Origin of the sequence: Streptomyces canus (assembly GCF_001514145.1) — a bacterium.
In the GTDB taxonomy this organism is placed as follows: Bacteria; Actinomycetota; Actinomycetes; order Streptomycetales; family Streptomycetaceae; genus Streptomyces; species Streptomyces canus.
Genome location: NZ_KQ948667.1, coordinates 21,368 through 43,764 on the forward strand (window position 1 = coordinate 21,368; position 22,397 = coordinate 43,764).

Here is a 22,397-nt window from a genome sequence, read left to right on the forward strand (position 1 = left end):
GACACACGAGAGGTGAACGATGCAGCACACCACACCGGACGCCGACACCGCCGACCTGTACGGCCGGGCCGTCGCCACGATCACCGGCTCGCTCGCCAAGTCGATGAAAGTCGACCCCGACACCATCGCTGAAGACAGCCGGTTGTTCGACGAACTCGGCCTGGACTCCACGACCGTGCTGGAGCTGCTGATGACGATAGAGGAGGAGCTCGAGATGGAGTTCGACACCGACATCCTCGAGCAGCACCACTTCAAGACCGTGGGGACGCTGGCCACCTTCGTCCAGGAGCAGGCCGCCGAACAGGCCGACGCGCAGGCCGGGGCCTGACCGCCGATGTACCTCACCACGTCTCCCGGCCCGGCCGACGCAGCGGGGCCCGCCCGGCGGGCCCCGCTGCGCCTGTCACGGCCGGTCGTCCGGACCTTCTCCGGTGGCAGGCCCTTCCTGCCCGATCCGGTGGAGCCGAGCCTGGCCCAGATGCAGGCCGACCTCGTACGCCCGTACCCGGTGGAGTTCCGCCCTGAGCTCCTGGAGCGGGGCGAGCGCAACACCTTCCTCGAGATGACCCAGGAACTGCTCGCGGACCTGCCCCCGCTTCAGGAGCCCCTGGATCTGGTGCTCGTGGCCCACAGCGTCCCGGACGCCGATCCGCGCCGCTCCCCGTCCTGCCATCTGGCCGACGTACTGCCCGGCGACCCACTGGCCTTCAACCTCTCGGACCAGGGGACCGCCGCCGGGTTCACGGCCCTGCGTCTGGTCTCGGAGTACGCCGCCGCCGACGCCTTCCGGCGCGCCCTGGTCGTCCTCCTCGACCAGCGGACTTTCCTGTACGACACCACAGGGGCCCGGGACGTGCCTCTTCAGGACTGCGCGGTGGCGCTGCTCCTCGGCCCCGAGGGCCGCGCGGGCGAACCGGTGACGCGGCAACTCGCCGGCGTCGCGCCGGACGACGTCCGCCCGACGATCGAGGCGGTGCTGAACGAGCCCGACGGCGGCGGCCGGCCCGTCACCCTGGTCACCGGCCAGGGCCTCGACGCCGAACGGTTCGGGCCGGCCGTCGACGTGCGCCCCGCGCCGCCCGGCCGTCCGTGCACCGGCCCCTGGTCGGCCCTGGCCGACGTGCTCCCCGAGTGCGAGGGGGCCGGGCCCCGCCGCCTGGTCGTCGCCGACTACGACAGCACGCTGCGGTACCTGTGCATCAGCACCCTGGATGTCGGGGAGGGGACATGACCGGCCGTGCGGCCGCCGCCGACGCATGGATCCGGTACCGGCGGACCGCCCGACAGGACGGCCTCGTCCCGGCGTTGACCCTGCTGTGCGAGACCGACGGCGGGCCGCCCCGCGGTCCGGGCGGGCACATGGTGGTGCCCGCCGGTGTCGCCGGTGCCGACGCCGGGGACGTCGTGACGACCTTGACGGTGGAGGACGGCACCGTCGTCGTGCTGCGGAGCCGGGCCGAACCACCCGGTGGGTCCACTCCGTGGGCGGCATGGGCGCTGGGCGTGACCTGCCTGCGCTTCGGCCTCTCGGAGCGGCTGCTCGACGCCGTGCTCGCCCATCTCGGCGGCCGTACCGTCGGCGACGCGAAACTGCTCCACCAGCAGATGGTCAAGGGCGGCGTGGCGGAGGCGGTGATCGAGCAGTTGGAGATCGAGACCATGCTGGCCGGCGCCACGCCGGGCGACCTCGACGGCGGGACGCTGGCCGGCCTGAACGCCCAGATCACCGGGACCGACCGGATGCTGCTGCGGCTGCTCGGCGCCGTGAGCTTCCTGGTCGACGGGCCGGGCCAGGTCGCCCGGGTGTCCGAGCTGATCGCCGACGTCCACTTCGGGTCGGCCGGCACAGGGGAGTACGGGGGAGCGGCATGATCGAGCTGGACGACAGGACACGGGCGATCCAGCGCCAGGCCCGCGCATGGGCGCAGGAGCTCAAGCCCCTCGCCCTGGAACTCGACCAGGACCCGGACGCGATCCACCGCCATCTGGACGTGGCCATCGTGTCGTACCTGACGAGGATGACGGTGCCGCCCGAGTTCAATCCCGACCCGGTGGTCATCGACGGGCGTCCCTTCTACGGCACCGGGACCCTGGAACGGGTCGTCTTCGCCGAGGAGGTGGCGGTCGGCGACGCCGGCATGCTGCTCGCGGCGCCCGGGCCGGTGATGTCGGGTGTGCTGGTCGACGCCATGGGCGACGAGCAGCAGAAGAAGTGGTTCTACAGCCGGATCATGGAGAAGCCCACCTGGACCTTCTTCGCGCTGACCGAGCCGGACCGCGGCTCGGACGCGGGGGCGATGAACACCACGCTGACCCCGGACGGCGAGGACCACTTCGTGCTCCGGGGGGCCAAGCGCTACATCGGCAACGCGGCCCGCGCCGACCTGGGCATCGTCTTCGCCCGCACGCGTCCGGGGCCGCTCGGGGTGACCGCGGTCCTCACCGAGACCTCGGCCGCCGGGTTCACCGCCGAGCCCCTGGAGACCATCGGGCTGCGCGGCCTGCGCATCACCGCCGTCACCCTCGACGACGTACGCGTGCCCGCGGGCCAGGTCCTCGGCAGGCATCTGCGGGCCACCCAGCGGGGCATGTGGAGCGCGGTGCAGGGACTGAACCGGCTGCGCCCCGGCGTCGCCGCGTTCGGTCTGGGCATCGCGCGGGCCGCGTACGAGTACGTCCTGGACAACCGGCGCACCCTGAACACGGCCGAACGCCACCGGCTCGACCGGCTCGGCCTGCGCCTGACGGAGCTCCGGCAGCTCATCTGGCGGTCGGCGATCGCGGTGGACGACAACGATCCGGCCGCGGGCTCCCTGGCGTCGGCGGCGAAGGCACGCGCCTCGCGCCTCGCCGAGGAGGCGACACTCGAAGCGCTCGGCTGCTTCGGGCCCGGCGCCCGCCTGGACCATCCCCTGCTGGACAAGCTCGCCCGGGACGCCCGTGGTGTGGAGTTCATGGAGGGGACCGGCAACATCCAGAAGCTGAACCTGTTCACCGGACTGGTCCAGGGACATCTCCGCCGTGACTGACGACATCGACTCCCCGGGGGTGCAGGTCTGGACGGTGCCGCTGGACCGGCCGCCGGCCACGGTGGCGGCCCTGTCCCGGATCCTGTCGGAGCGTGAGGCCGAGCGCGGCGACCGCTGCCGTTTCGAGAACGACCGCAGGCGTTTCATCGTCGCGCATGGAGCACTGAGGCTGATCCTGGCCGGCTGTCTCGACGTTCCGCCCGAGGAACTGCGCCTGGAGCGGGGACGCCATGGCAAACCACGGCTCGCGGGCAGCTCCGATCTGCGGTTCAGCCTCTCCCACTCCGGTGAGCTCGCTCTGGTGGCGGTGACCCGGCACCGGGAGGTCGGGGTCGATGTGGACCGGCTGCGGCCGGGCCTGCCGGTCGAGCCGTTCGCCGAGCGTTTCTTCCCCGCCGCCGACGCCCGTTTCGTGGCCGCGGCCGCCGGACCCACGGAACGCGCCGAACGCTTCCTGCGGTTGTGGACCCGCAAGGAGGCCGTGGTCAAGGCCGCCGGCGCGCGCCTCGCCCAGGGCCTGAGCCTAAAGGTGCTCACCGACGCCGAGTCCGACGCCGAGTCCGACGCCGAGTCCGACGCCGAGTCCGAGTCCGACGCCGACGCCGACGTCGTCCGCGATCCGTCCGGGCAGATCCCGGGCGCCTGGTCGGTGCGCGATCTGCCGGTGCCGGACGGCTGTCTGGCGGCGCTGGCCGTCGCGGGAGCGGTGGCCCCCAGCATCTCGGGCCCCCACTCCGTGGACGAGTTGTAAGGACCTGACGAAGCAGATGTGCCTTGTTCGACTCGGTGCCGTCGTCCCGGACTTTGCCCGTATTTTAGTCTGAGGCGCGCGCCGGCGGCATGGGCCCGGCTCGCAGTCGAAGAAGGGGGTCGCCACATGGCGGATGAATTCAAGGTCGATCTGAGCCAATTGAACTCTTTTGGCCGGGTGTTGAAGCAGTCCGTGACGGATCTGGAGGAAGCACGCACAGCGCTCTCCGCTGTCAGTGCCGACCAGATCGGAACTCCGCGGCTGGACGAGGCGTGTGAGTCCTTCCAGAACAGATGGAAGTACGGAACGGGCCAGTTGAAGGACATGATCAAAGCGGTCGACGAGGGCGTGGAGAAGACCGCGCTGAGCTACAAGCAGTTTGAGGAGAACCTCTCGAAGGCCCTCAAAAAGATGGAGGAGACCAACGCCGCGAATACCGGGGGGAAGTAGCAGGTGGGCAACAATCCGTATCCGAGCCTCGGTTGGAACCCGGTACCCGGAATTCCCGAGCAGGTCACCTCCCTCTACCGCAAGGTGAAGTCCGCGGCCGACACGCTCAACAACTGCCACCGGCAGATCGAGTATCTGCTCGGGGCGAGCTCCAGCTGGCAGGGAGACGCGGCGAGCGCGTTCCGGGACACGCTGGACGGCGACCTCAAGACCGCCATGATGAACGCCGGGAACTCGCTCGGCAAAGCCGCTGCGGCGCTGGGCACATGGGAAGGCGATCTGACCTCCCACCGCGATCTGGCCAAGAAGTACGACGATGCCGCGCGCGAGAACAAGGGTGACGTCGACAAGGCCAGGACCCGCTACGACCAGGCCCAGGGGAACCCGGACCTCAAGCTCGCCGGCAAGGAATACCCCAGCCAGGCGGAGGCGGATGCCGCGACGGAGCGCCTGCGTACCGCCGAGCGCGAACTGAACGCGGCCACCACCCAGCTCAACAACGCCAACACCGCCTACAACGACGTCATCGCGAAGGCGAAGGAGCTGGAGGGCACCCACACCCACGCGGCCGAGGCCGTCGCCCGCAGCCTCGACGAGGCCGACGACAAGCTGGCCCCCAAGGAGCCGGGGTGGTTCGAGAGCGCCCTCAACGCCATCGGGGAGGGCCTCAAGGCGGTCGGCGAATTCCTCGTGGAGCACGCCGGAACCATCGGAGCCATCGCGGGACTGCTGGCCCTGCTCCCCACACCGCTGGCGCCGGTCTTCGCCGGTATCGCGGTCGCGGCGAGCGCGGTCTCCATGGCCAAGAACCTTGCGAGCGAGGACTTCAGGGACTCGCTGATGGGCGAGTACGGCTGGAAGGAGGGCGCCTTCGCCTGGGCCTCCATGGCCGGTGACACCCTCGGCATGGTGCCCGGCGTCGGCGCCCTCGCCAGGGCCGGCAGCGAGGCGGGTCTCGCGGCGGCGGTCGCACGAGAGGGCGGCGAGGCCCTGTCGGTGGGCTCGAAGCTGGGCGCGTTCGGCAGGGAGATCGTGCCCGCGTTCAACTTCAAGGCTCTCGACGTGGCCACCGACCCCGCGACCGGAGCGCTCCAGTACGGCATCAACGGCGTCAACGTGGCGGCCAACATGGCCTCGTCCCTGGAAAACCTGGGCGTGTTCCCGAAGAACGGTCCCGGACATGACGCGTCGGAGGTCACCAAGGGTGTGGCTGCCTCGACCGGGCTCAAGGGCGGCGTGACGGCAATCGCGCAGGACATCGGCGAACTGGTGGGGGGTATCCGGCTGTGAACGGATTCCCTGGCACGGTGGAGGCCGAGCCGAAGCCGGAATTCTGGTACGGACTGCCCTACGGATACCTCCAGCTGGACCTCCAGCCTTCACCTGAGGGCATCCAGGAGGTGGCCCGGCAGATCAACGCCTTCCCCGATGACCTCCGTGACCGCGCCGACCAGGTGTTCCGGCTGTACGCCGGCGTCCTGACGATGCTGCGGAGCCAGGAGGTCATGGGGTGCGCGCTCGGCATGCACCCGGACGAACACGGCGGGGCCAACCTGTCCGTCCTCACGGTCTCCACCGTCCGCACGTCGGGAGCGCACCCTGAAGCCGTGCTTCTCCAGATGCTGGGGGACGGGACCGGTCCTGCCGACGGCATCGTGCCCGTGGAACTGCCCGTGGGCACCGGATACGTGCTGGAGACGGAGCGGACCACGCCCGCGCCGACCGCTCCCCCCGAGGGTCAGGACGAGCCCGCGCAGGGGACCGTCTGGCAGGGCACGGTGGCGATCCCGGTTCTTCGCACCTCGTCGATCATCACCGTGCAGTTGGTCACCCCGGCGGTGGCGCTCGCCGACGACTACCGCGGCGTGCTGCTCGGCGTCGCGCGTACGGTGACGTTCGACGACCCGGCGGCGCCGGACCCTGCCGAGGTCCCGTTCTCGGATTCCGGCTCAGGGGCAGACGAAAGGAGCCCGTTCGGATGACAGTGCCAGAACGATGGAAAGACGGTCTGGAGTCGGACACCCCGCCCGCGCCGTACGCGACCGACGGAACGGACTTCGGGGGCGCAGTGCGTTACCACTACGGTGTCGCGCTGAAGAAGTTCCTCAAGTTCTTCCCGGTGTTCCTGCTGCTGTGGGTCCAGCTGTTCGTGTTCCGCCTCGACTATTTGCTGCCGGTGGCCATTGTCGGAATGTTCGGCACGGTGTGGACGCTGTTCCTTCTTGCCGACCGCCTGAGTTTTACCCGGAAGTGCTCGAAGGTGTTCCGGACCTACCCGCTCGAATTCCGCACCCCGGTCGAGAAGTACGGCATGGAGTCGACCCACACGCTCTTCCTGCGCTTCGGAGATCAGGGTGGCACCCCCTTCACCCTGCGTGCGAAGCACGCGTTGGGGCGTCGTCGGTGGCCTGCCGGCATCACGGACGGCGTCTGGTTCGCCGGCGACGAGCCCTTCGGCGGCGCGATCATCGTGCCGGGCAGCGGTGAGCTGCTCTTCCTCCAGCCCAGGGACTGGGCCGCGAGGAACGAGGACCGCGCCAACGCCGGACCCGAGCGAACCGAGAAGGCGGGGCGCGCGGGCATCAAGCGTCCCGCTCGTCGCCAGTAGTTCGCTGAGCGGGACCAGCTAGTGCCTCAGCCGTAGTAGCCCTCCAGGTCGGCGACGACATCGACCGAGCCGTGCGCGTTGTGGATGCGGAGGGAGCCGTCGGCCCCGACCGGGATCACAGCGAGGACCGGGCGGGTCTGGCCCGCGGTGAGGTTGTCGTTCGACACGGTCGGCAGGGTGCCGTCGCCGTAGGCGGTCAGGTAGGTGTTGGCGGTCGGGGCGACGCCCGTGAGGTTGACCAGTACGGCGGTGGCTCCCGCCGGGACCTTGGTGAGCTTCACGGTGAGGGTCCCGTTCGCGCCCAGCGGCTTCGCGGACGCGCCCAGTCCCGTGCGGGTGTCGAGGAAACGGGTGGGCGCGGTCGCCACGAACGGCCCGCCGGAGAGGGCGAACCAGTCGTCGGGCGTTTCCGCCTGCTCGTTGGTGTACACCCCCTGGAGGTCGGCGATCAGCTGGACGTGCCCGGCGCTGTTGTAGATCTGGACCTTGCCGGCGTTCACACAGGGGACGGCGAGGTTGGATGCGGTCTGTCCGGGCCGGTAGTTGAGAGTCGACGTGGCCGACGTGGGGCTGCTGCAGCTCACGGTGATGTAGCCGCCGCTGGTGCCCCCGGTCACGGTGACGTTGAGGACGGCGCCGACCGTCGCCCAGCCGCGGGCGTACTTCGGCAGGGTGAAGGTCGTGATGCTGCCCGGACCGACCGCTCCCTTGGCGGCGCCAGTGCCGTTGCGGGTGTCCAGCACCCGTGTCGGGGCCATGGTGGCCAGGCCGGACATGGAGAGGTCGTCGGTACCGGACCTGGTGGTGGTGTAGTAGCCCTCCAGATCCGCGATGAGGTTCACCTTGCCGTGCGCGTTGTACAGGTCGACGTAGCCGTCGCCGCCCACCCGGACGGTGACCAGGTTCGGATTGTCCTGCCCGGCACGGAAGTTGAGGTTCGAGGCGCTCGGGCGGGCGGTGCCGTCCGGGTAGACCGACACATAACTGGACGCCGTGGCGCCCGCGTCGGTGACGTTCAGGGTCACCGCCGTCACCCCGGACGCCGGGACGTAGCCCACGCCGAGGACCTTCAGCCGGACCACACCGCCGGCGCCGACAGGCCGCTTCGGCGCGCCCGTCCCGTTGCGGGTGTCCAGCATCCGTACGGGACCGGCGGCGAGGAAGGCCGCGCCGACCGTGGCCTTGGCGGTCGCGGTGGCGGTCCGCCCGCCGGAGTCCGTGACGGTGTGCGTGACGGTGTACGTGCCGGGTGCCTTGTAGGTGTGCGGCACCGGGTCACCGGCGGTGGGCACGGAGAGCGCCGCCGAGCCGTCGCCGAAGGTGATCCGGTCACTGGTGATCGAGTAGGGGTCGAACTCGGTCTCGTGCCCGCAGGCGGCGGTGTCGGGCTGAACGGGGCTGCTCGCGCAGCCGATCGTCGTGGTGAGGTCCGGCACCGGCTCGACCCGTTCCCAGTAGCCGGCCGCACCGACCCGCGTGCCGTCGGCCCTGTTCACCACCACCGTGGCCTGGACGCCGGTGCTCGACGTGGTCTGCGTGTAGGTGTGGGTGGCCGAGCCAGTGGTGGAGGTGACCGTCGTACCGTCCGCGAAGTCGAAGGTGTACGTGAGTCCGTCGAGCGAGTCCGACCACGGGTTGCTCAGCTGTGCGTGGGCGGTGACCGGTACGCCGACGTACCCGGCGCTCATGTCGAGCGCGTTCACCGTGAACGGGTCCTGGAACTCGGTGGCGCCCCGGTCGACGTGGCCGGTGCCGGTGTCCGGGACCAGGGGGTCGTCGACCCGGGGACGGCCGTCGATGTCCGTGGACAGCTCGCCGGGGGCGTTGGAGTCGGCCGAGTCGATGAGGGGTGAGTGCTCCGCGAGCACTCCGCCCCCGGGGATCGTCAGATCCGTCTGGTCCAGGTCGTGGGCGCCCTGGCCGGTGGCCGTCCGGAACGCCTGCGCGGTGGCGTAGCCGGTGCCGGCCCAGTCGTAGTCCGTCCCGGTCGACGGCGGGTTGAGCGCGTTGTAGTCCGCGGTGACCGCAGGGGCGGAGGTGGCGTCCACCGTGAGCTCGGCCTGGGTGCCGGAGCAGGCTGTCGTGCCGTAGGACCGGGCGACGGTGTTCTCCACCGACCCGGAACTGCCGTCGGTCAGACCGATCGCGCCGCAGACCGTCCAGAAGGTGTCGCCCGCGAAGTCGATGCCCGTGGTGCCCACGGCCGAGACTCCGCCGCCGTCGAAGGTGTCGTCGGCCAGCGTGATGTTCCGCGCTCCGGCGGCGCTGGTGACGTCCAGCCCGGAGAGCCGGTCGATTTCGAGCCGGGTGAGGGAGATGTCCGAGGAGGATCCGTCGACCGCGATCACCGCGGTGGTGTCGTCGGCGAGGGCGTTCTGTACGAAGGCGCCGCTGTAGCTGATGTGCTGCGAGTCCTCGACGGCCAGGGCACTCGCCCTGGCGGCCCTGGCCCGGATCCCGGTCATGTCGACGTACTGGGCACCCGAGAAGGTGATCCCCGTGGCCGGGCTCGGGCCCGCGACGGTGACGGACGAGCCGTCGCCGTACGCGGAGCGGAACGAGACGGGGGCGTCCGCGGTGCCCGTGGACCTGATGGTCACGGGCGCGTAGGACGTGTTGTTGCCCGCGATGCGCACGGTGTCGCCGGGCACCGCGGCGTCCGCGGCCGGCTGGATCTGGCAGAAGGGCTCCGCCGCCGAACCGGGACCGGTGTCGTTGCACCCGGCGGCCTCGTCGTCGACGTAGAGCGTCGTGCCGGCGGCGGTGTCCGCGTGGGCGACGCCCGCGCCCAGGCAGCCGACGAGCAGGACCGAGAGGGCGGCGGACGCCACCAGTGGTTGTCTCCGCAGCGGTCGTCCCCGCCCCACGAACAAGCCCATGATCGCGTCCCCCTCCGGACTCGCCGCAACTGGCGGGAGCGTAGGTCAGGTCGGGGACGGCAGATGTCGGCGAGAGGCTCAGATCTTCTCCCCACCTCGAAAGTTTGCGCAAGGTTTGGCTGGGGCGGGGACCACGCAGACCAGCGCATCGGCAGGCTTTGACGATCACGCTTGTTGATCCACAGGAGATAGGGCCGCCCATGCCTCCCCTCAGACGCCGGTTCCTCGCCGTCCCGGCAGCCGCCCTCACCGCGCTCGCCGTGACGCAGGCCGTCACCGCCGGCCCGGCCGGCGCCGCGGCCGCGGCCGACGTGTCGACCACGCTGGCCGCGCGGACGACCTCCGTGCCCGCCGCGGGCGACATCTCCGGTTCCGGCCAGGCGGTCGTCTGGCGTCAGAAGACGTCCGCCGACACCCGGGCCCACGGCTGGCTCGCCGTCTCCGGAGGCACCCCGCAGGACCTCGGCCGGCTCGCCGACACCGACGAGACGGTGACCGTCCACGCGGTGTCCGTCCAGGACGGTGTGGTGGCCGCTGCCACCTCCACCGACCCGAACGGCGCCCTCGCCGACCATGTCACCCTGCGCGATCTCGACTCCGGTGCCGAGGACGTTCTCCCGGTCGCCTACGACAGTTCGGGCGCCGCGGGCGACGAGCGCTACCGCGCACAGGCCGGCGACGGCATCCTCGTCCAGCAGAGCTACCAGGACGACACCTCCGCCTCTCTGGTGCGCCTGCTGCTGCGCACCCCCGGTGGCGAGGACCGGACCCTGCTCTCCGGCGACGAGCAGTACGAGGTCCTCGCCTCGGACGCGCACGGCGCTCTGGTGCTCCGGCGGACCGCGCCCGGCTGGGACCACCGGATCGTGTACGTCGACTTCGCCACCGGTGCGACGGTCACCGTGGCCGAGCCCGCCACCGACGAACTGCCGCAGGGCCTGGAGTTCACCCCCGGCCACGTCGGGGTCGTCGACGGGGCGACCCTGACCGAGTGGCAGCGGTCGGCGCCCGGGGACGGGCCGTCCGAGGTCACCCTGCCCTCCGCCGACGCCCGCTGGATCAGCGACGACACCCTCGCCTGGTACCGGTGGAGCGCGGCGGACGGAGCGGCCGAGCTGTTCGCGATGGCCAGGGACGGATCCACACCGGCGACCGACCTCGGCGGGACCGCCACCGATCTCTCGGTCGGCGACGACGGCACGATGCGCCTGGCGCTCTACCGGGACGACGTGGACGCCGCGATCCAGACCCTCACCGACGGCCGGATCTCCACCGCCGCCGGTGACGCCACCACCATCCCCGCGGGGCCCGCCCGGCTGGACGCCCTGGCGCTGTCCGGCGGCGCGCTCTACACGGCCGACGACTCCTCCCGACGGCAGGGCGTCCTGCTCCGCTCAAACCTGTCGGCCGGCCCGGCCGGGGCCTCGGCGAGCACGCCGTCCCGGGTGCTGGCGTACACCAGCGGACTGGTCCACCAGACGCTGGCCGCCGCCGGGGGACGGGTCCTGGTCGAACAGGGCGGCGCACCCGAGCCGAGCCACTTCCAGGTGTACGACGCGGACGGCAAGCTGGTCGGCACGCCGCTGAACTACGACGACGCCTCGGTGGTGAACGTCGTGGACTTCGACGGCGAACACGCCCTGGTGTCGGACAAGACGACCGCGTCGAACGGCACTCTGCTCCTCTACACCTTCGCGGACGGGCACACGCAGCGCGTCCCGTCCGGCTCCGCGCTGTCCGGCGGCGCCCTGTACTCCTCGGTGCGCAACGGCACCACGTCCACCTGGGCGATCCACCGCACCGACCTGACGACCGGCACCGTCACCACCGCCGCCACCGTGAACTGCCTTCCCGGCGGCCTCCAGGTGCGCGGCTCCCGGATCCTGCTGACCACCTGCGGGACCGCCGCCTCCACCACCGGCCTGCTGCTTCAGGCGGGCAGCTCGGTCACCACCACGGTGGACTCCTCCGTCCGCACGCCCATCCTCGGCACGGGCGTCCTGTACACGTTCACCAAGTCCTCCGACAGCACCGCCGTCACGCTGAACGCCCGGTCACTGACCGGGACTTCGACCGGGACGCAGCCCCTGTTCACGCTCCCGGACAAGGCCGACACCGGCGCCGCCGACCGATGGGCGGTCGACCGCGACGCCCCCTGGGCGGCCTGGATGGACGGCACCGGCGTCACCCACGTGGTCTGGGCGGGCGTCCCTGCCACCGCCTCGTCCGCCGTCCCGGCCGGCTTCAGTCCCAACGGCGACGGAAAGACCGACACCTGGGCCCCCACCTGGACCTACGACCGTCCGGTGAGCTGGACGCTCACCCTCAAGTCCGGTACCACACAGGTGCGTTCGCTGACCGGCACCTCCACCGCGGGCAAGGTCGCCCCGGTGTGGAACGGCACGAGCGGGACGGGCAGCGCGGCCGCCGAGGGCGCCTACACCTGGACGCTGACCGCGCGTGACACGGTCACCGGCCGGGCGGCGGCGGACATCACCGGCAAGGTGACCCTGCGCCGGACGGTCCCCGCCGCCACCGTCACCTCGCCGGCCGTGGCGAGCAGCGCGGCGACCACCGCGTCCGTGCCGGTCGGCTGGTCGGCGCGGACGGCGGGTGTGAAGTCGTACGACATCGGATGGCGCGTCGCCACGCGCGACAGCGCGGGTGTCTGGAGGCTCGGGTCGCTCCAGACCTGGCGCACGGCCACCACGGCCACATCGGCGGTCTTCGGCAAGGCGGGCAGCCCCGTGAAGCCGGTGGCCGGACTCACCTACCGCTTCTACGTCCGCGCCCATGACGACGCCGGCCAGACCGGCCCCTGGAGCAAGGCGGCCACCACCGGCATCCCGGTCGACGACCGTGCGACGGCCCTCCGTTACACGGGCACCTGGAAGTCGGTGGCGGCGACCTCCGCCTGGTCGGGCACCGAACGCGTCTCCGCCACCAAGGGGGCGTACGTCTCCTTCACGGCGGACGGCACTCAGCTGCGCGTCGTGGCGGCCCGGAAGTCCAACGGCGGGCGCTTCGCGGTCGTGGTGGACGGGAGGACGGTCGGCACGGTGAACACCTACGCGGCCAGGACCGCGTACCGGCAAGTCGTGTTCACCCGCACCCTCGGCACCACGATCAGGACCCACAAGGTGCAGTTGCGGATCCTCTCCGGCAGCACGTCCGCACGATCCACCGTGACCCTGGACGCGGTGATGGTCACCCGCTGATACATCGCCCTGTCGCCCGGTACGGGTCAAGAGGCCAGGAGCCTGCGCTTCTGGTCCTCGAACTCCGCTTCCGTGAGCAGGCCCTGGGTCTTGAGGTCGCCCAGCTGCTTCAGCTGTTCGATCTTGCTGGTCATGTCGGAGGGCGGCGGAGCGGATGGCTCGGCAGGAGGCGCCGGTGCCGGCTGCGGTGCCGGCTCCTGGGGCCCCTGCTGGGCCGCCCAGCGTCCCTGCTGCCGGCGGGATACGCGGTTGGACACGGCGGTCGCCGTTCCGGCGACGACGGCTGTACGGGCCACCCCTCGCAGGAGTCCAGGCATGGTGATCTCCCTTCTCGTTTCCCCTTGCCCTCGCTCTTCAGGGCGAGGTTTCCGCCGCGTCGAGCGCGGCCAGAACGGCGGGGACCGGGATCCTCCCGGAGGCGACCAGTTCGGCACCGCCGCGTCGCAGGGCGGCGGCGAACGGGGCGGCCCAGAGGTTCTCGTAGATCAGGACTCCGGCGGAGTTGCCGGGTTCCAGGGCGGCGGCTGCCTCCACGAGGTCGTCCTGGCCCAGCAGGCCGGAGGACGCTCCCTCGAAGACGGCCAGGTCGAGTTCGCCGTCGCCGGTGAGATCGCCGATCTCCAGACCGGTCACGGATCCGTCGGCGTCCTTCCGGATGAACGTCAGGTCGAGGATCCGGATGAGGCCGCGGTCCACCAGATCGACCAGGAGGGGGAAGCCCTCGCCGGTCATTCGGTTGCCGGGGAACTCGACGACCAGATAGTCGATCGGTCCCATCGCGCCGGATGTGTCGACTGCATCGAATGTGTCGCTCACGGCGTCACCTTCTGGGCTCGTGGCTGCTCCCCCATGCCATTGCATCACCGCATCGGGGCGGCCGCACGTCGTGCGCGGTTCACCCGTCGGGCGCACACGGGTCGCGCCTTCGGCGCCGCACCGATCTTCTGGTGTCCATGGCCCACAACGGCGACGAGCCGCTCTCGAACCGGGAGCGCAGCGAACTGGATGAACTGCGGCACCGCGTAGGCGCCCTGGAGAGCGGCGGGCACCCGCAGGCGGCACGGCATCACTTCCTCCGGTCCACGGGATCCGTCCTGCTGATCCTCTTCGCGGCCCTGCTGTCGCTGCTGTCCGTCATCGCGGTCTGGGCGAACAGCATCGTGCGGGACACCGACCGCTACGTCGCCACGGTGGGACCACTGGCCTCGAACCCGGATGTGCAGAAGGCCGTCACCAACCGGGTCACCGACGTGGTGCTGGCGAAGATCGACGTGGACGTGCTGGTCAAACAGCTGCAGGACGCCGTGTCGGAGAAGGGCGTGCCGCCGAAGGCGGCCCAGCTGGTCGGCAACCTGGACGGGCCGATCACGAGCGGTCTGAAGCAGCTGGTCAGCGGCACCGTGGAGCGGGTGGTCAGCAGCAGTGCCTTCGAGAAGGTCTGGGTGGAGGCCAACCGCAGGGTGCACTCGTCCGTCGACAAGGCCCTGACGGGCGAGGGCGACGGCGCGGTCTCGCTGAAGAACGACCAGGTGGCCATCGACGTGGCCCCGATCGTGGCCCAGGTCAAGGAGCGGTTGGTCGACGCCGGCCTCGGAGTCGCCGCGAAGATCCCGGACGTCCACACGGACTTCGTGGTGGTCCAGTCGAAGGACATCGGCAAGATCAAGACCTATATGAGAGTCCTGGAGATCATGGGCAGCTGGCTGCCCCTCATCGCCCTGCTGGTGGCCGCGGCGGGGGTGTACACCGCGTTCAACCGCCGGCACGCGCTGATCGGGGCCGGGTTGGCGGTGTTCCTGGCCATGCTGGTCCTCGGCATCACCCTCACCGTCTTCCGGGACGTCTACCTCGACCATCTGCCCTCCGGAGCGTCCCCGGCCGCCGCCGGAGCGGTGTACGACGCGCTGATCAAGTTCCTGCGCGCCGGAGTACGGGCGCTCGGTGCCGTCGCCCTCATCGTCGCCATCGGCGCCTTCCTCAGCGGCCCGTCCCGGATCGCCGTCCTCGTGCGCAACGGCTGCCGCAGGAGCATCGGCGCCCTGCGCGACGTGTCGGTCTCCGAAGGACTTCGACTCGGGGCGGTCGGGCGGTTCGTGCACCGCTTCAAGCGCTGGATCGGGGTCGCGATCCTCGTGGTCGCCGCGATCGTCCTGTTCACCTGGACCTACCCGACCACGATGGTCGTGGTGTGGACCACGGTCATCGTGCTGGTGGGCTTCGCGATCCGTGAGTTCCTGGACACCGGCTCCGCCCCGGCCGCCCCCGAGTCCCGGACCGCCGCGGCTCCCTGAGGCCGCTGTGCTCATGCGGGTCCGTGCGGCGGGGACGACATCCTGTGCGACTGACGGTCGTCGGACGGCGGACGCTCGTCGGACACGGTGAAGAGGTTGTCGCGCTGGACCACGCACAGGGCCCAGATGATGAAGCCCGAGATCGCGATCATCACGACCGACCACACCGGGTAGTACGGCAGGGAGAGGAAGTTGGCGATGATGACGAGCCCGGCGATGGCCACGCCGAGGACGCGCGCCCACGTCGACGTCCGGAGCAGCCCGATGCTGACGAGCACGGCGACCACGCCCAGCGCGAGGTGGACCCAGCCCCAGCCGGTCAGGTCGAACTCGAACGCATAGTTGCGCGTCGTGACGAAGATGTCGTCCTCGGCGATGGCCATGATGCCCCGGAAGATGTCGAGCAGGCCGACGAGGAAGAGCATCACGGCACCGAAGGCGGTCAGGCCGGTGGCCCATTCCTGCTTCGCCGTGTGTGCCCCCTGAGTGTGTGTCGCAGTCATCTTGTGCCTCGATTCGTCGTGTACGTACGCTCAGCGACCGGTGGTGGTGGAGCCGGTGTGCTCCGCCGGGCCGTGGCCGGCCAGGACCAGTTCCTTGGCCCTGCGGAACTCCTCGTCCGTGATGTCGCCACGGGCGCGGATGTCGGACAGCTTGGCGAGCTCGTCGATGCTGCTGGTCCGGGTCTGGGTGCCCGCGGCCTCCCTGATGCGGGCGTCGAAGGCTTCCTGCTGGGCTCGGGCCTGGGACATCTCCCGGCGGCCCATGTTCTTGCCGCGTGCGATCACGTAGACGAAGACGCCCAGGAAGGGCAGCAGGATGGTGAACGCCAGCCAGCCGGCCTTCCCCCAGCCGCTCATCTCGTCGTCACGGAAGATGTCGACGACGACGCGGAAGAGCAGGACGAACCACATGATCCACAGGAAGAACCAGAGCATGCTCCAGAAGACGCTCAGCAGGGGATAGTCGTACGCGAGGTACGTCTGCGCGCTCATGTCTCTCCTCCGTCCCGGGCACTCGCCCGGCTGCCGTTTCGTGCAGTCTCAGCGTGGCCACGACCGGGGCCGGTGGCCTCACCCGACGCGGGTGACCTTGCAAGGGTTCGGCCCGCGTACGGCGGGGGCGGCGGCTGTCCGGTACCGGTCGCAGGAGGCGACGTACTCGCCGAGGGCGAGGCCCGTCTGCGGGATGCGCGGGTTTCTTCCGGGCCATGAACAGCACGACGTCGGGCGGGTTCATGAATCCGCTCTCTTTGGGCGGAGGCGACCGCACGGTCCGGGCGGTCGCCTCCGGAGTGGCGGATGCGGTGTCAGACCGGCCCGGCATGGGCGTGCCGTCCCGTGGTGTGCGCCTTTCGCAGCGCGGCCCGCCACGCGAGGGCGACCGCCGCCTCGGCCAGGCCGAGCAGGACGAGCCACAGGCCGAGTAGCCGGGTCAGGGCACGGGCCGACTCCGTCGGCAGGGCGAGCACCACGATTCCCGCGACGATGGCGAGCACCGCTGCGCCCAGGACGACTCCGCGGTGCGGCAGGTCCTTGGCGGCGAGGGCCGTGTAGAGGGTGAGGATGCCGGAGACGAGCCAGACGACGCCGACGACCAGCGAGAGGGCGGCGATGGTCTGCAGCGGGTTGCGCAGGCTCAGAACCCCGGCCAGGACGTACAGCACGGCCAGGAGCAGCCCCGGGAGCCGTTCACCGTGCTCCTCCCGGCCGAAGACGGCCACGAACCGGAACGCCCCGGTCACCAGCAGATACAGCCCGATGAGGACGGCCAGGACATGCAGGGTTTCGTCCGGCCAGACCAGCACCAGGACGCCCGGCACCAGCGTCGCGACCGCCGAGCACAGGATCCAGGTCCAGGAGCGGCCCAGTCGCGCCAGCACGTCCGCGGGGTCACTCACCGGAAGGGGGGCCGCCCCGGCGGCAGGGGGTTCCGGCCCGGTAGGCGGCGCCGGATCACGCGACATGGTCATGGCTCCTCCTCGTGTGATCGAACGCCGCTCCCGGACCGCCGACGGGGCGGTGTCCGAGCGAACGGTGTGCCGGACCGGTCCAGCGTCACGCCTGTCACCGAGTGCCGGGCTCACCCACCACGGGTGATCCGCCGGGGGGAGGTGCGGGCCATCGTGCGCTCGTCCCGCCCCCCTTACTCCGGCAGCTGCCTCATCTCCAGAACACGCAGTCCCAGTGACTGGCAGCGGGCCAGCAGCCCGTACAGGTGCGCTTCGTCCACGACAGGACCGAACAGGACGGTCTGGCCGGACATCACGACGTGGCTCAGCTCCGGAAACGCTTTGGCCAACGCTTCCGACAGGTGTCCCTCGACGCGGATCTCGTAGCGCACGAGCTGTCCTCCCATGGACTGCCTGGGACAGGTGGACGGCGCACTTCCCTGCGATCCTGCGCCTCCGTGCCTCGTCGGGCCTCACCCGGTACAGGTGACCGTCCCCTTCTCAATGCGTCAGATTCTCAGTACGGCAGATTCTCAATGCGTCAGAACGATCTTGAACAGGACGATCAGCAGACCCAACAGCAGGTTGACCGATGCGGTGACGGCCAGAAGCCGCCGCGAAGCACCGGCGCGGCGTGCCGCGGCCACGGACCAGCCCACCTGCCCGGCCACCGCGACGGACAGAGCCAGCCACAGAGCGCCTCGCACGTCGAGGCCCAGGAGCGGGCTGACGGCCACCGCGACGGCCGGCGGGACGGCGGCATTGACGATCGGCCACTCGTCACGGCACACGTGCAGTACGACACGGCGGTCCAGAGCCTGTTGCGCCAGCCGGGCCCCGAACAACTGGGCGTGCACATGCGCGATCCAGAACACCAGGCCGGTGAGCAACAGCAGCAGCACCAACTCGGTGCGCGGGAAGGAACCCAGGGTGCCGGCGCCGATCACCACGGAGGCCGCGAGCATGGATCCGTAGACGCCGCCCGTGTAGTCCGCGTGGGCGCGGCGTTCGACACGACGCTCCCCGCGGGCCGTGGCCGGGCCGGTCCTGGTTCTGGACACCGGCGACTCCCTCCGGACTCAGTCCATCGCATCCGAAGCGCGGGCCCCGTGCCTCACCCGTCACGGGGGAAGGACCGCACCCGGGGGCGGACGCGCTCACCCACGCCCGTTCACAGCAGCCGGAGGTCGCGCGCGCGGCGCACCGCGTCGCCTCGCCGGTTCACCGCCAGCTTCCGGTAGACGCTCTTGAGGTGGGTCTTCACCGTGTTCACCGACACGTAGAGGTCGGCGGCGACCTCCTCCGTCGACATCATCCGGGCCAGCCGCTCCAGGACGTCGCGCTCGCGTCCGCTCAGCTCCACCGCGACGAGCGGCATGGGCGGCTCCTCCGGCTGCTCACCGTGTCGCGGCGAGCCGGGCGTCAGCCAGCCCGCCGCCAGCTCGTGGAGGGGAGGCGTGGCCAGGAGGGGACCGAGCCATGCTCCCGCATCGAGGAACGGGCGCCGCAGCCGCTCCCGCCGGGCGTCGAGGAGCGCGTGGGCCACGAGCCGGCGGGCCGTGGCGGTGTCACCCGCCTCCTGAGCCGCCCGAGCCCTCACCAGCGCCGCCCGCACGGTCACCGCCGGCCCGGCGCGGCTCCCGGTGCGGAGGCCGTCGAGCAGGTCGATGGCCACCCGTGGACGGCCCGTGGCGAGGTGGATCGCCGCGGCCTCCACGGCACACGCCGGCTGGTCGACGGACACCCCCTGGAGCACCTCGGCCGCCGCGTCCGGCCGCCCTTCGGCCACGTGGGCGGCAGCGGTGACGAGGGCTTCATGGCTCGTCGCCCAGGGGGAGGCCACGGCGGCGGAGACGTCCGGGCCGGCCGCCTCCACGGCGGCTCGTGCCTTGCCCCTGACCAACAGCAGGCGAGCCGTGGCCAGGGCTCGCCCCGCCGCCGGGACCGGGTCATGTGCTCCTGCCGGGAGCTGGGCCGTCTCGTCGAGGAGGGCCTGGGCCCGGCCCAGCTCATGGCGGTCGACGGCCACGGCGGCGAGGACCAGCTGCCCGATGCCGGAGCCGGAGGGCTGGGGAAGGCCGACCCGCTCCATCTCGGACACCGCCGCCAAGGCCTTGCGCTCCGCTCGGCCGAGCCAGCCGTCCAGATAGTCCAGCAGGGCAAGGTGCTCCAGGGCGTCCTCTCGCGGCAGCACCGTGGAGGCGCCGCCGGGAGCGGCGGCCGCCGTGGTCAGGGCAGCGCGCGCGTCCTCGAAACGCCCGGCCCACAGGCGGGCCGAGCCCAGATGCGTCAGCAGGAGAGCGGTGAGTTCGGGATGCTTGTCCAGGAGGTGCGCCGGGACCTCCTGCCGTAGGCCGTCGGCCGTCACGGCGGCCCTTTCGGCCCGTGGGGGACATCCGGTCAGCCGGGCGGCCAGCGCCTCCAGCAGTGCACAGCTCAACTGGGCGGCCGCCGGGTCGGGCACGTCGTCGGTCAGGTGCTCCTCGGCGAGGCGCAGACGTGCCAGACCATGATCGAGATCGTGCCGGGACAGGTCACGGGCGGCGCGCACGACGTCCGTCGCCGGGCTTCGGGCCTCGGGGCCCATGTGGGAGAACAACTGGGTGAGGTCGTCCGAGCGCAGGCCGGTGAAGAGCTGTCCGATCGCCAGGTCGTCGACGAGGGCGCCGGCGGCGAAGTCCCAGTCGCCCGCCGCGGCGCCGTGGGCGAGTGTCTCCGGCAGGAATCCGGAACGGCGCAGCCACCGCGCGGCCCGCCGGTGGAGTTCCGGCTCCAGGCCGGGCAGACGCACGCGCAGATGGGCCCGGAGTATCTCCCGGAACAGCGGGTGGAGCTGGTACGAGGAGTGCCCGAGATACTCGACGAACGCGTTGTCGCGGTGCAGCCCGGCGAGAATGGGCTCGGCATCGGTCCGGAGGGTCAGCGCGTTGGCCAGCTCGGGGGAGAACCGCTCCAGGACGCTGACCCGCAGCAGGAGGTCCTGGGTCTCCTCCGGCTGTCCCCTGAGGACCTCGGCCAGCAGGAAGTCCGCGACCGTACTGCGGTCCGCGTCGAACTCCTTCAGATACAGCTCCGGGTCGGCGCTCTCCAGAGCGGCCAGGGCGGACAGGCGCAGACCGGCGGCCCACCCCCGGGTGCGGTCCACCAAGGCGCACGCGGCAGGGACCGGAAGGCTCAGACCGTGCAGCTCCAGCAGTGCGACGGCCTCCTCGGGGGTGAACGCCAGCTCGGCGGCGCGGATCTCCGTCAGCTCGCCGGCCGCCCGGTAGCGGTGCAGCGGCAGCAGCGGTTCGGTGCGGGTGACGAGGACGAGGTGCAGGCCGGACCCGGCGTGGTGCAGGACGAACTCCAGCTGCTCCGTGACCTCCGGATCGGTCATGCGGTCGTACTCGTCGAGCACGAGGACCACGGGCCGGTCGCGATCGTTGAGCTCGGCGGCGAGCGCTGCCAGCAGCTTGCGGTCCACCCGGGAGGCGTCCGCGGGGGCCCCGACCGCGTCGGACGCCGACGCACCGCAGGCGCGCAGTGCCTGAAGGACGTACGCCCAGAACACCCCGGGACGCCGGTCCCCCGCTTCGACGGTGAGCCAGGCGACCGGCTGCCGCAGTCCGGCGGCCCAGTCGGCGGCCAGCAGGGTTTTGCCGGCCCCGGCCGGGCCGTTGACGATTGTCAACGGCGTCACCAGAGCCTGACCGAGGTGCTGCACCAGCCGCTGCCGCCACAGGAACGTGGCGGGCCGCGCGGGCAGCGCGAACCGGGTGCGCAGGAACGGGTCTCCCCGGGGATCGGCGTACGGCACGGCCGGAACGATCGGAACGGTCGTTCCTCCGGCGTTCTCGTAGGTCTCGGCCACGGTCGCTCAACCCCTGTCTGCCAGGGTCACGTCACGGGCGGCGCTTCCTCCACCAGCATCCCAGCCTCTCCGCCATGACGCGCGTCACGCCGGTCCACCCCGACATGCGGGGCGAACCCAAGAGGGCGAGATTGGAAGTGGCCCCGACCGGCCGAACGCGCCGTTTCCGGATCGGAGAAACCCATGAAGGACCTCAAGTTCGAACAGAAGCGCTCCCTGTCCCGCCTCGAGGCGGCTGACCAGCTCACGGCACTCGCGGCCGCGTTGAGGGAAGGCGGGGATGCCGAACTGGAACTCGGCGCCGGAACGCTGAGCCTGCGGATCCCCGACGACCTCCGCAGCGAGATGGAGGTCGAAATCGGTGAGGGGGAGATCGAGCTGGAGCTCGAGTTCAAGTGGCCGACCGCAGGGCGCAGGAGCGTGCCCGCAAAGCGAGGGCGCAGCGGTACGAGCACCAACAGAAGCAAAGGCGCGAAGAGCCCGTGATCTGCTGAGGCGTCACGCCGGTTCCGGGACGAAGCGATGCAACGCGTCGGCTCCGGCCCCTACGACGCCGTAGGTGCTCTCGGGCACCTCGTTCCAGGCACCCGGCAGATCACCGAGGGGCTCGGACACGATGAGACGGGTCTCGTCGGACACTTCCCGCAGGAAGCCCATGTCGGGGTGCAGCTCTCTCAGCGTGTCCACGCGGGTGCTGTAGAACAACGACCGGGATTCGCCCTGGCTCGAGTAGCGGAAGGCCCACAGGCGTTCGCCGTCGGACACGGCGACGGTCATCTGGACCGGGAACTCCACACCGTGGTCACGGCCGCTGCGCTCCACCACTCCCACCATCCGGGCCACGGCGCCCGGCGGATCCTCGTCCAGGCCGAAGGTGATCGCCAGGTAGAACATCATCTCCGAGTCCGTCGTTCCCTCGATGTCGGAGAACAGCCCGGGGTCGACGAGCAGGGACAGGTCGCGGCGCAGGAGGTGGAAATCCGCGATGGCACCGTTGTGCATCCACATCCAGCGGCCGTGCCGGAACGGGTGGCAGTTCGTCTGCTGCACCGCCGTACCGGTCGACGCCCGGATGTGGGCGAAGAACAACGGAGAGCGGACATGATCCGCGATCTCCCTCAGGTTGCGGTTGTTCCAGGCGGGGCCGATGTCCTTGAGCAGGGCCGGGGTCTCGATGTCTTCCTGTGAGTACCAGCCGACGCCGAAGCCGTCGCCGTTCGTCGTCTCCACTCCCATTCTGGAGTGGAGGCTCTGATCGATCAGCGAGTGGGCCGGTCTGTAGAGGATGGTGTCGAGCAGCAGGGGTGTTCCCGAGTAGGCGAGCCATCGGCACATGGGCGGTCACCTCCGTCAGTCTTATTTTCGTC

Annotated in this window: 22 protein-coding genes; 12 read left to right on the forward strand and 10 right to left on the reverse strand. The window is 70.9% G+C overall.

The window, feature by feature from the left end; genetic code table 11:
- Positions 1–19 precede the first annotated feature (19 nt).
- The 9 genes from AQJ46_RS32530 to AQJ46_RS32570 all read left to right on the forward strand — a co-directional run bounded on the left by AQJ46_RS32530 (position 20) and on the right by AQJ46_RS32570 (position 6,838).
- Complete coding sequence (locus tag AQJ46_RS32530) at positions 20–328, forward strand: acyl carrier protein (RefSeq protein WP_059208976.1); 309 nt, start codon at positions 20–22, stop codon at positions 326–328.
- A 6-nt stretch (positions 329–334) separates the two neighbouring features.
- Positions 335–1,231 (forward strand): beta-ketoacyl-[acyl-carrier-protein] synthase family protein, encoded by an 897-nt coding sequence (locus AQJ46_RS32535; RefSeq protein WP_059208977.1) that lies wholly within the window; start codon positions 335–337, stop codon positions 1,229–1,231.
- Complete coding sequence (locus tag AQJ46_RS32540; RefSeq protein WP_059208978.1) at positions 1,228–1,872, forward strand: hypothetical protein; 645 nt, start codon at positions 1,228–1,230, stop codon at positions 1,870–1,872. The genes AQJ46_RS32535 and AQJ46_RS32540 overlap by 4 nt, the downstream gene beginning before the upstream one ends.
- Positions 1,869–3,029, forward strand: coding sequence for an acyl-CoA dehydrogenase family protein (locus AQJ46_RS32545; RefSeq protein ID WP_059208979.1), 1,161 nt, complete (start codon positions 1,869–1,871; stop codon positions 3,027–3,029). The genes AQJ46_RS32540 and AQJ46_RS32545 overlap by 4 nt, the downstream gene beginning before the upstream one ends.
- Positions 3,022–3,780: a 4'-phosphopantetheinyl transferase family protein gene (locus AQJ46_RS32550; protein WP_059208980.1), complete on the forward strand. Its 759-nt coding sequence runs from the start codon at positions 3,022–3,024 to the stop codon at positions 3,778–3,780. The genes AQJ46_RS32545 and AQJ46_RS32550 overlap by 8 nt, the downstream gene beginning before the upstream one ends.
- A 126-nt stretch (positions 3,781–3,906) precedes the next feature.
- Positions 3,907–4,230 carry a hypothetical protein gene (locus tag AQJ46_RS32555; protein ID WP_057608879.1) on the forward strand — a complete coding sequence of 108 codons (324 nt, stop codon included), beginning with the start codon at positions 3,907–3,909 and terminating at the stop codon, positions 4,228–4,230.
- Positions 4,231–4,233: 3 nt separating this feature from the next.
- Positions 4,234–5,520: a WXG100 family type VII secretion target gene (locus tag AQJ46_RS32560; protein WP_059208981.1), complete on the forward strand. Its 1,287-nt coding sequence runs from the start codon at positions 4,234–4,236 to the stop codon at positions 5,518–5,520.
- Entirely contained in the window at positions 5,517–6,212 is a 696-nt protein-coding gene (locus AQJ46_RS32565) for a hypothetical protein (protein WP_059208982.1), read from the forward strand. The genes AQJ46_RS32560 and AQJ46_RS32565 overlap by 4 nt, the downstream gene beginning before the upstream one ends.
- Positions 6,209–6,838: a hypothetical protein gene (locus tag AQJ46_RS32570; RefSeq protein WP_059208983.1), complete on the forward strand. Its 630-nt coding sequence runs from the start codon at positions 6,209–6,211 to the stop codon at positions 6,836–6,838. Before AQJ46_RS32565 ends, AQJ46_RS32570 begins: the two co-directional genes overlap by 4 nt.
- Before the next feature lie 26 nt (positions 6,839–6,864).
- Here AQJ46_RS32570 and AQJ46_RS32575 read toward each other — a convergent pair whose 3' ends face one another.
- Positions 6,865–9,717, reverse strand: a complete 2,853-nt coding sequence (locus AQJ46_RS32575) for a PKD domain-containing protein (RefSeq protein ID WP_225887441.1) — start codon at positions 9,715–9,717, stop codon at positions 6,865–6,867.
- 200 nt (positions 9,718–9,917) lie between these two features.
- Between AQJ46_RS32575 and AQJ46_RS32580 the strand changes: the two genes are divergently transcribed.
- Positions 9,918–12,935 (forward strand): hypothetical protein, encoded by a 3,018-nt coding sequence (locus AQJ46_RS32580; RefSeq protein ID WP_059208985.1) that lies wholly within the window; start codon positions 9,918–9,920, stop codon positions 12,933–12,935.
- Between the two features lie 26 nt (positions 12,936–12,961).
- On the opposite strand, the gene AQJ46_RS32585 is transcribed toward AQJ46_RS32580, so the two are convergent.
- Together AQJ46_RS32585 and AQJ46_RS32590 are read right to left on the reverse strand one after the other, a co-directional pair.
- The gene (locus tag AQJ46_RS32585) at positions 12,962–13,252 is read right to left on the reverse strand and encodes an SHOCT domain-containing protein (protein ID WP_059208986.1); all 291 of its coding nucleotides are present in this window, start codon (positions 13,250–13,252) and stop codon (positions 12,962–12,964) included.
- Between the two features lie 37 nt (positions 13,253–13,289).
- On the reverse strand, positions 13,290–13,712 hold the full coding sequence (locus AQJ46_RS32590) for a DUF6325 family protein (protein WP_057609416.1): 423 nt from the start codon (positions 13,710–13,712) through the stop codon (positions 13,290–13,292).
- Positions 13,713–13,888: 176 nt separating this feature from the next.
- On the opposite strand from AQJ46_RS32590, the gene AQJ46_RS32595 reads away from it, so the two are divergent.
- Positions 13,889–15,226 carry a hypothetical protein gene (locus AQJ46_RS32595; protein WP_225887442.1) on the forward strand — a complete coding sequence of 446 codons (1,338 nt, stop codon included), beginning with the start codon at positions 13,889–13,891 and terminating at the stop codon, positions 15,224–15,226.
- Positions 15,227–15,237: 11 nt separating this feature from the next.
- On the opposite strand, the gene AQJ46_RS32600 is transcribed toward AQJ46_RS32595, so the two are convergent.
- From AQJ46_RS32600 to AQJ46_RS32625, 6 genes are all read right to left on the reverse strand, one after another.
- Complete coding sequence (locus tag AQJ46_RS32600) at positions 15,238–15,729, reverse strand: DUF7144 family membrane protein (protein WP_059208987.1); 492 nt, start codon at positions 15,727–15,729, stop codon at positions 15,238–15,240.
- Positions 15,730–15,759: 30 nt separating this feature from the next.
- Entirely contained in the window at positions 15,760–16,221 is a 462-nt protein-coding gene (locus tag AQJ46_RS32605; RefSeq protein ID WP_059208988.1) for an SHOCT domain-containing protein, read from the reverse strand.
- A gap of 314 nt (positions 16,222–16,535) precedes the next feature.
- On the reverse strand, positions 16,536–17,198 hold the full coding sequence (locus AQJ46_RS32610) for an HdeD family acid-resistance protein (RefSeq protein WP_059208989.1): 663 nt from the start codon (positions 17,196–17,198) through the stop codon (positions 16,536–16,538).
- A 173-nt stretch (positions 17,199–17,371) separates the two neighbouring features.
- Positions 17,372–17,569, reverse strand: a complete 198-nt coding sequence (locus AQJ46_RS32615; RefSeq protein WP_057609413.1) for a hypothetical protein — start codon at positions 17,567–17,569, stop codon at positions 17,372–17,374.
- 141 nt (positions 17,570–17,710) lie between these two features.
- A complete protein-coding gene (locus AQJ46_RS32620; protein ID WP_059208990.1) occupies positions 17,711–18,238 on the reverse strand; it encodes a hypothetical protein in 528 nt (175 codons plus the stop codon).
- A 110-nt stretch (positions 18,239–18,348) separates the two neighbouring features.
- The gene (locus AQJ46_RS32625) at positions 18,349–21,030 is read right to left on the reverse strand and encodes a LuxR C-terminal-related transcriptional regulator (RefSeq protein ID WP_079072508.1); all 2,682 of its coding nucleotides are present in this window, start codon (positions 21,028–21,030) and stop codon (positions 18,349–18,351) included.
- 183 nt (positions 21,031–21,213) lie between these two features.
- Here AQJ46_RS32625 and AQJ46_RS32630 point away from each other — a divergent pair, with 183 nt between their 5' ends.
- Positions 21,214–21,516 carry an amphi-Trp domain-containing protein gene (locus tag AQJ46_RS32630; RefSeq protein WP_057608869.1) on the forward strand — a complete coding sequence of 101 codons (303 nt, stop codon included), beginning with the start codon at positions 21,214–21,216 and terminating at the stop codon, positions 21,514–21,516.
- Positions 21,517–21,528: 12 nt separating this feature from the next.
- Here the strand turns inward: AQJ46_RS32630 and AQJ46_RS32635 are convergent, their stop codons facing one another.
- A complete protein-coding gene (locus AQJ46_RS32635; RefSeq protein ID WP_059208991.1) occupies positions 21,529–22,365 on the reverse strand; it encodes a class II glutamine amidotransferase in 837 nt (278 codons plus the stop codon).
- Between the last annotated feature and the right edge of the window lie 32 nt (positions 22,366–22,397).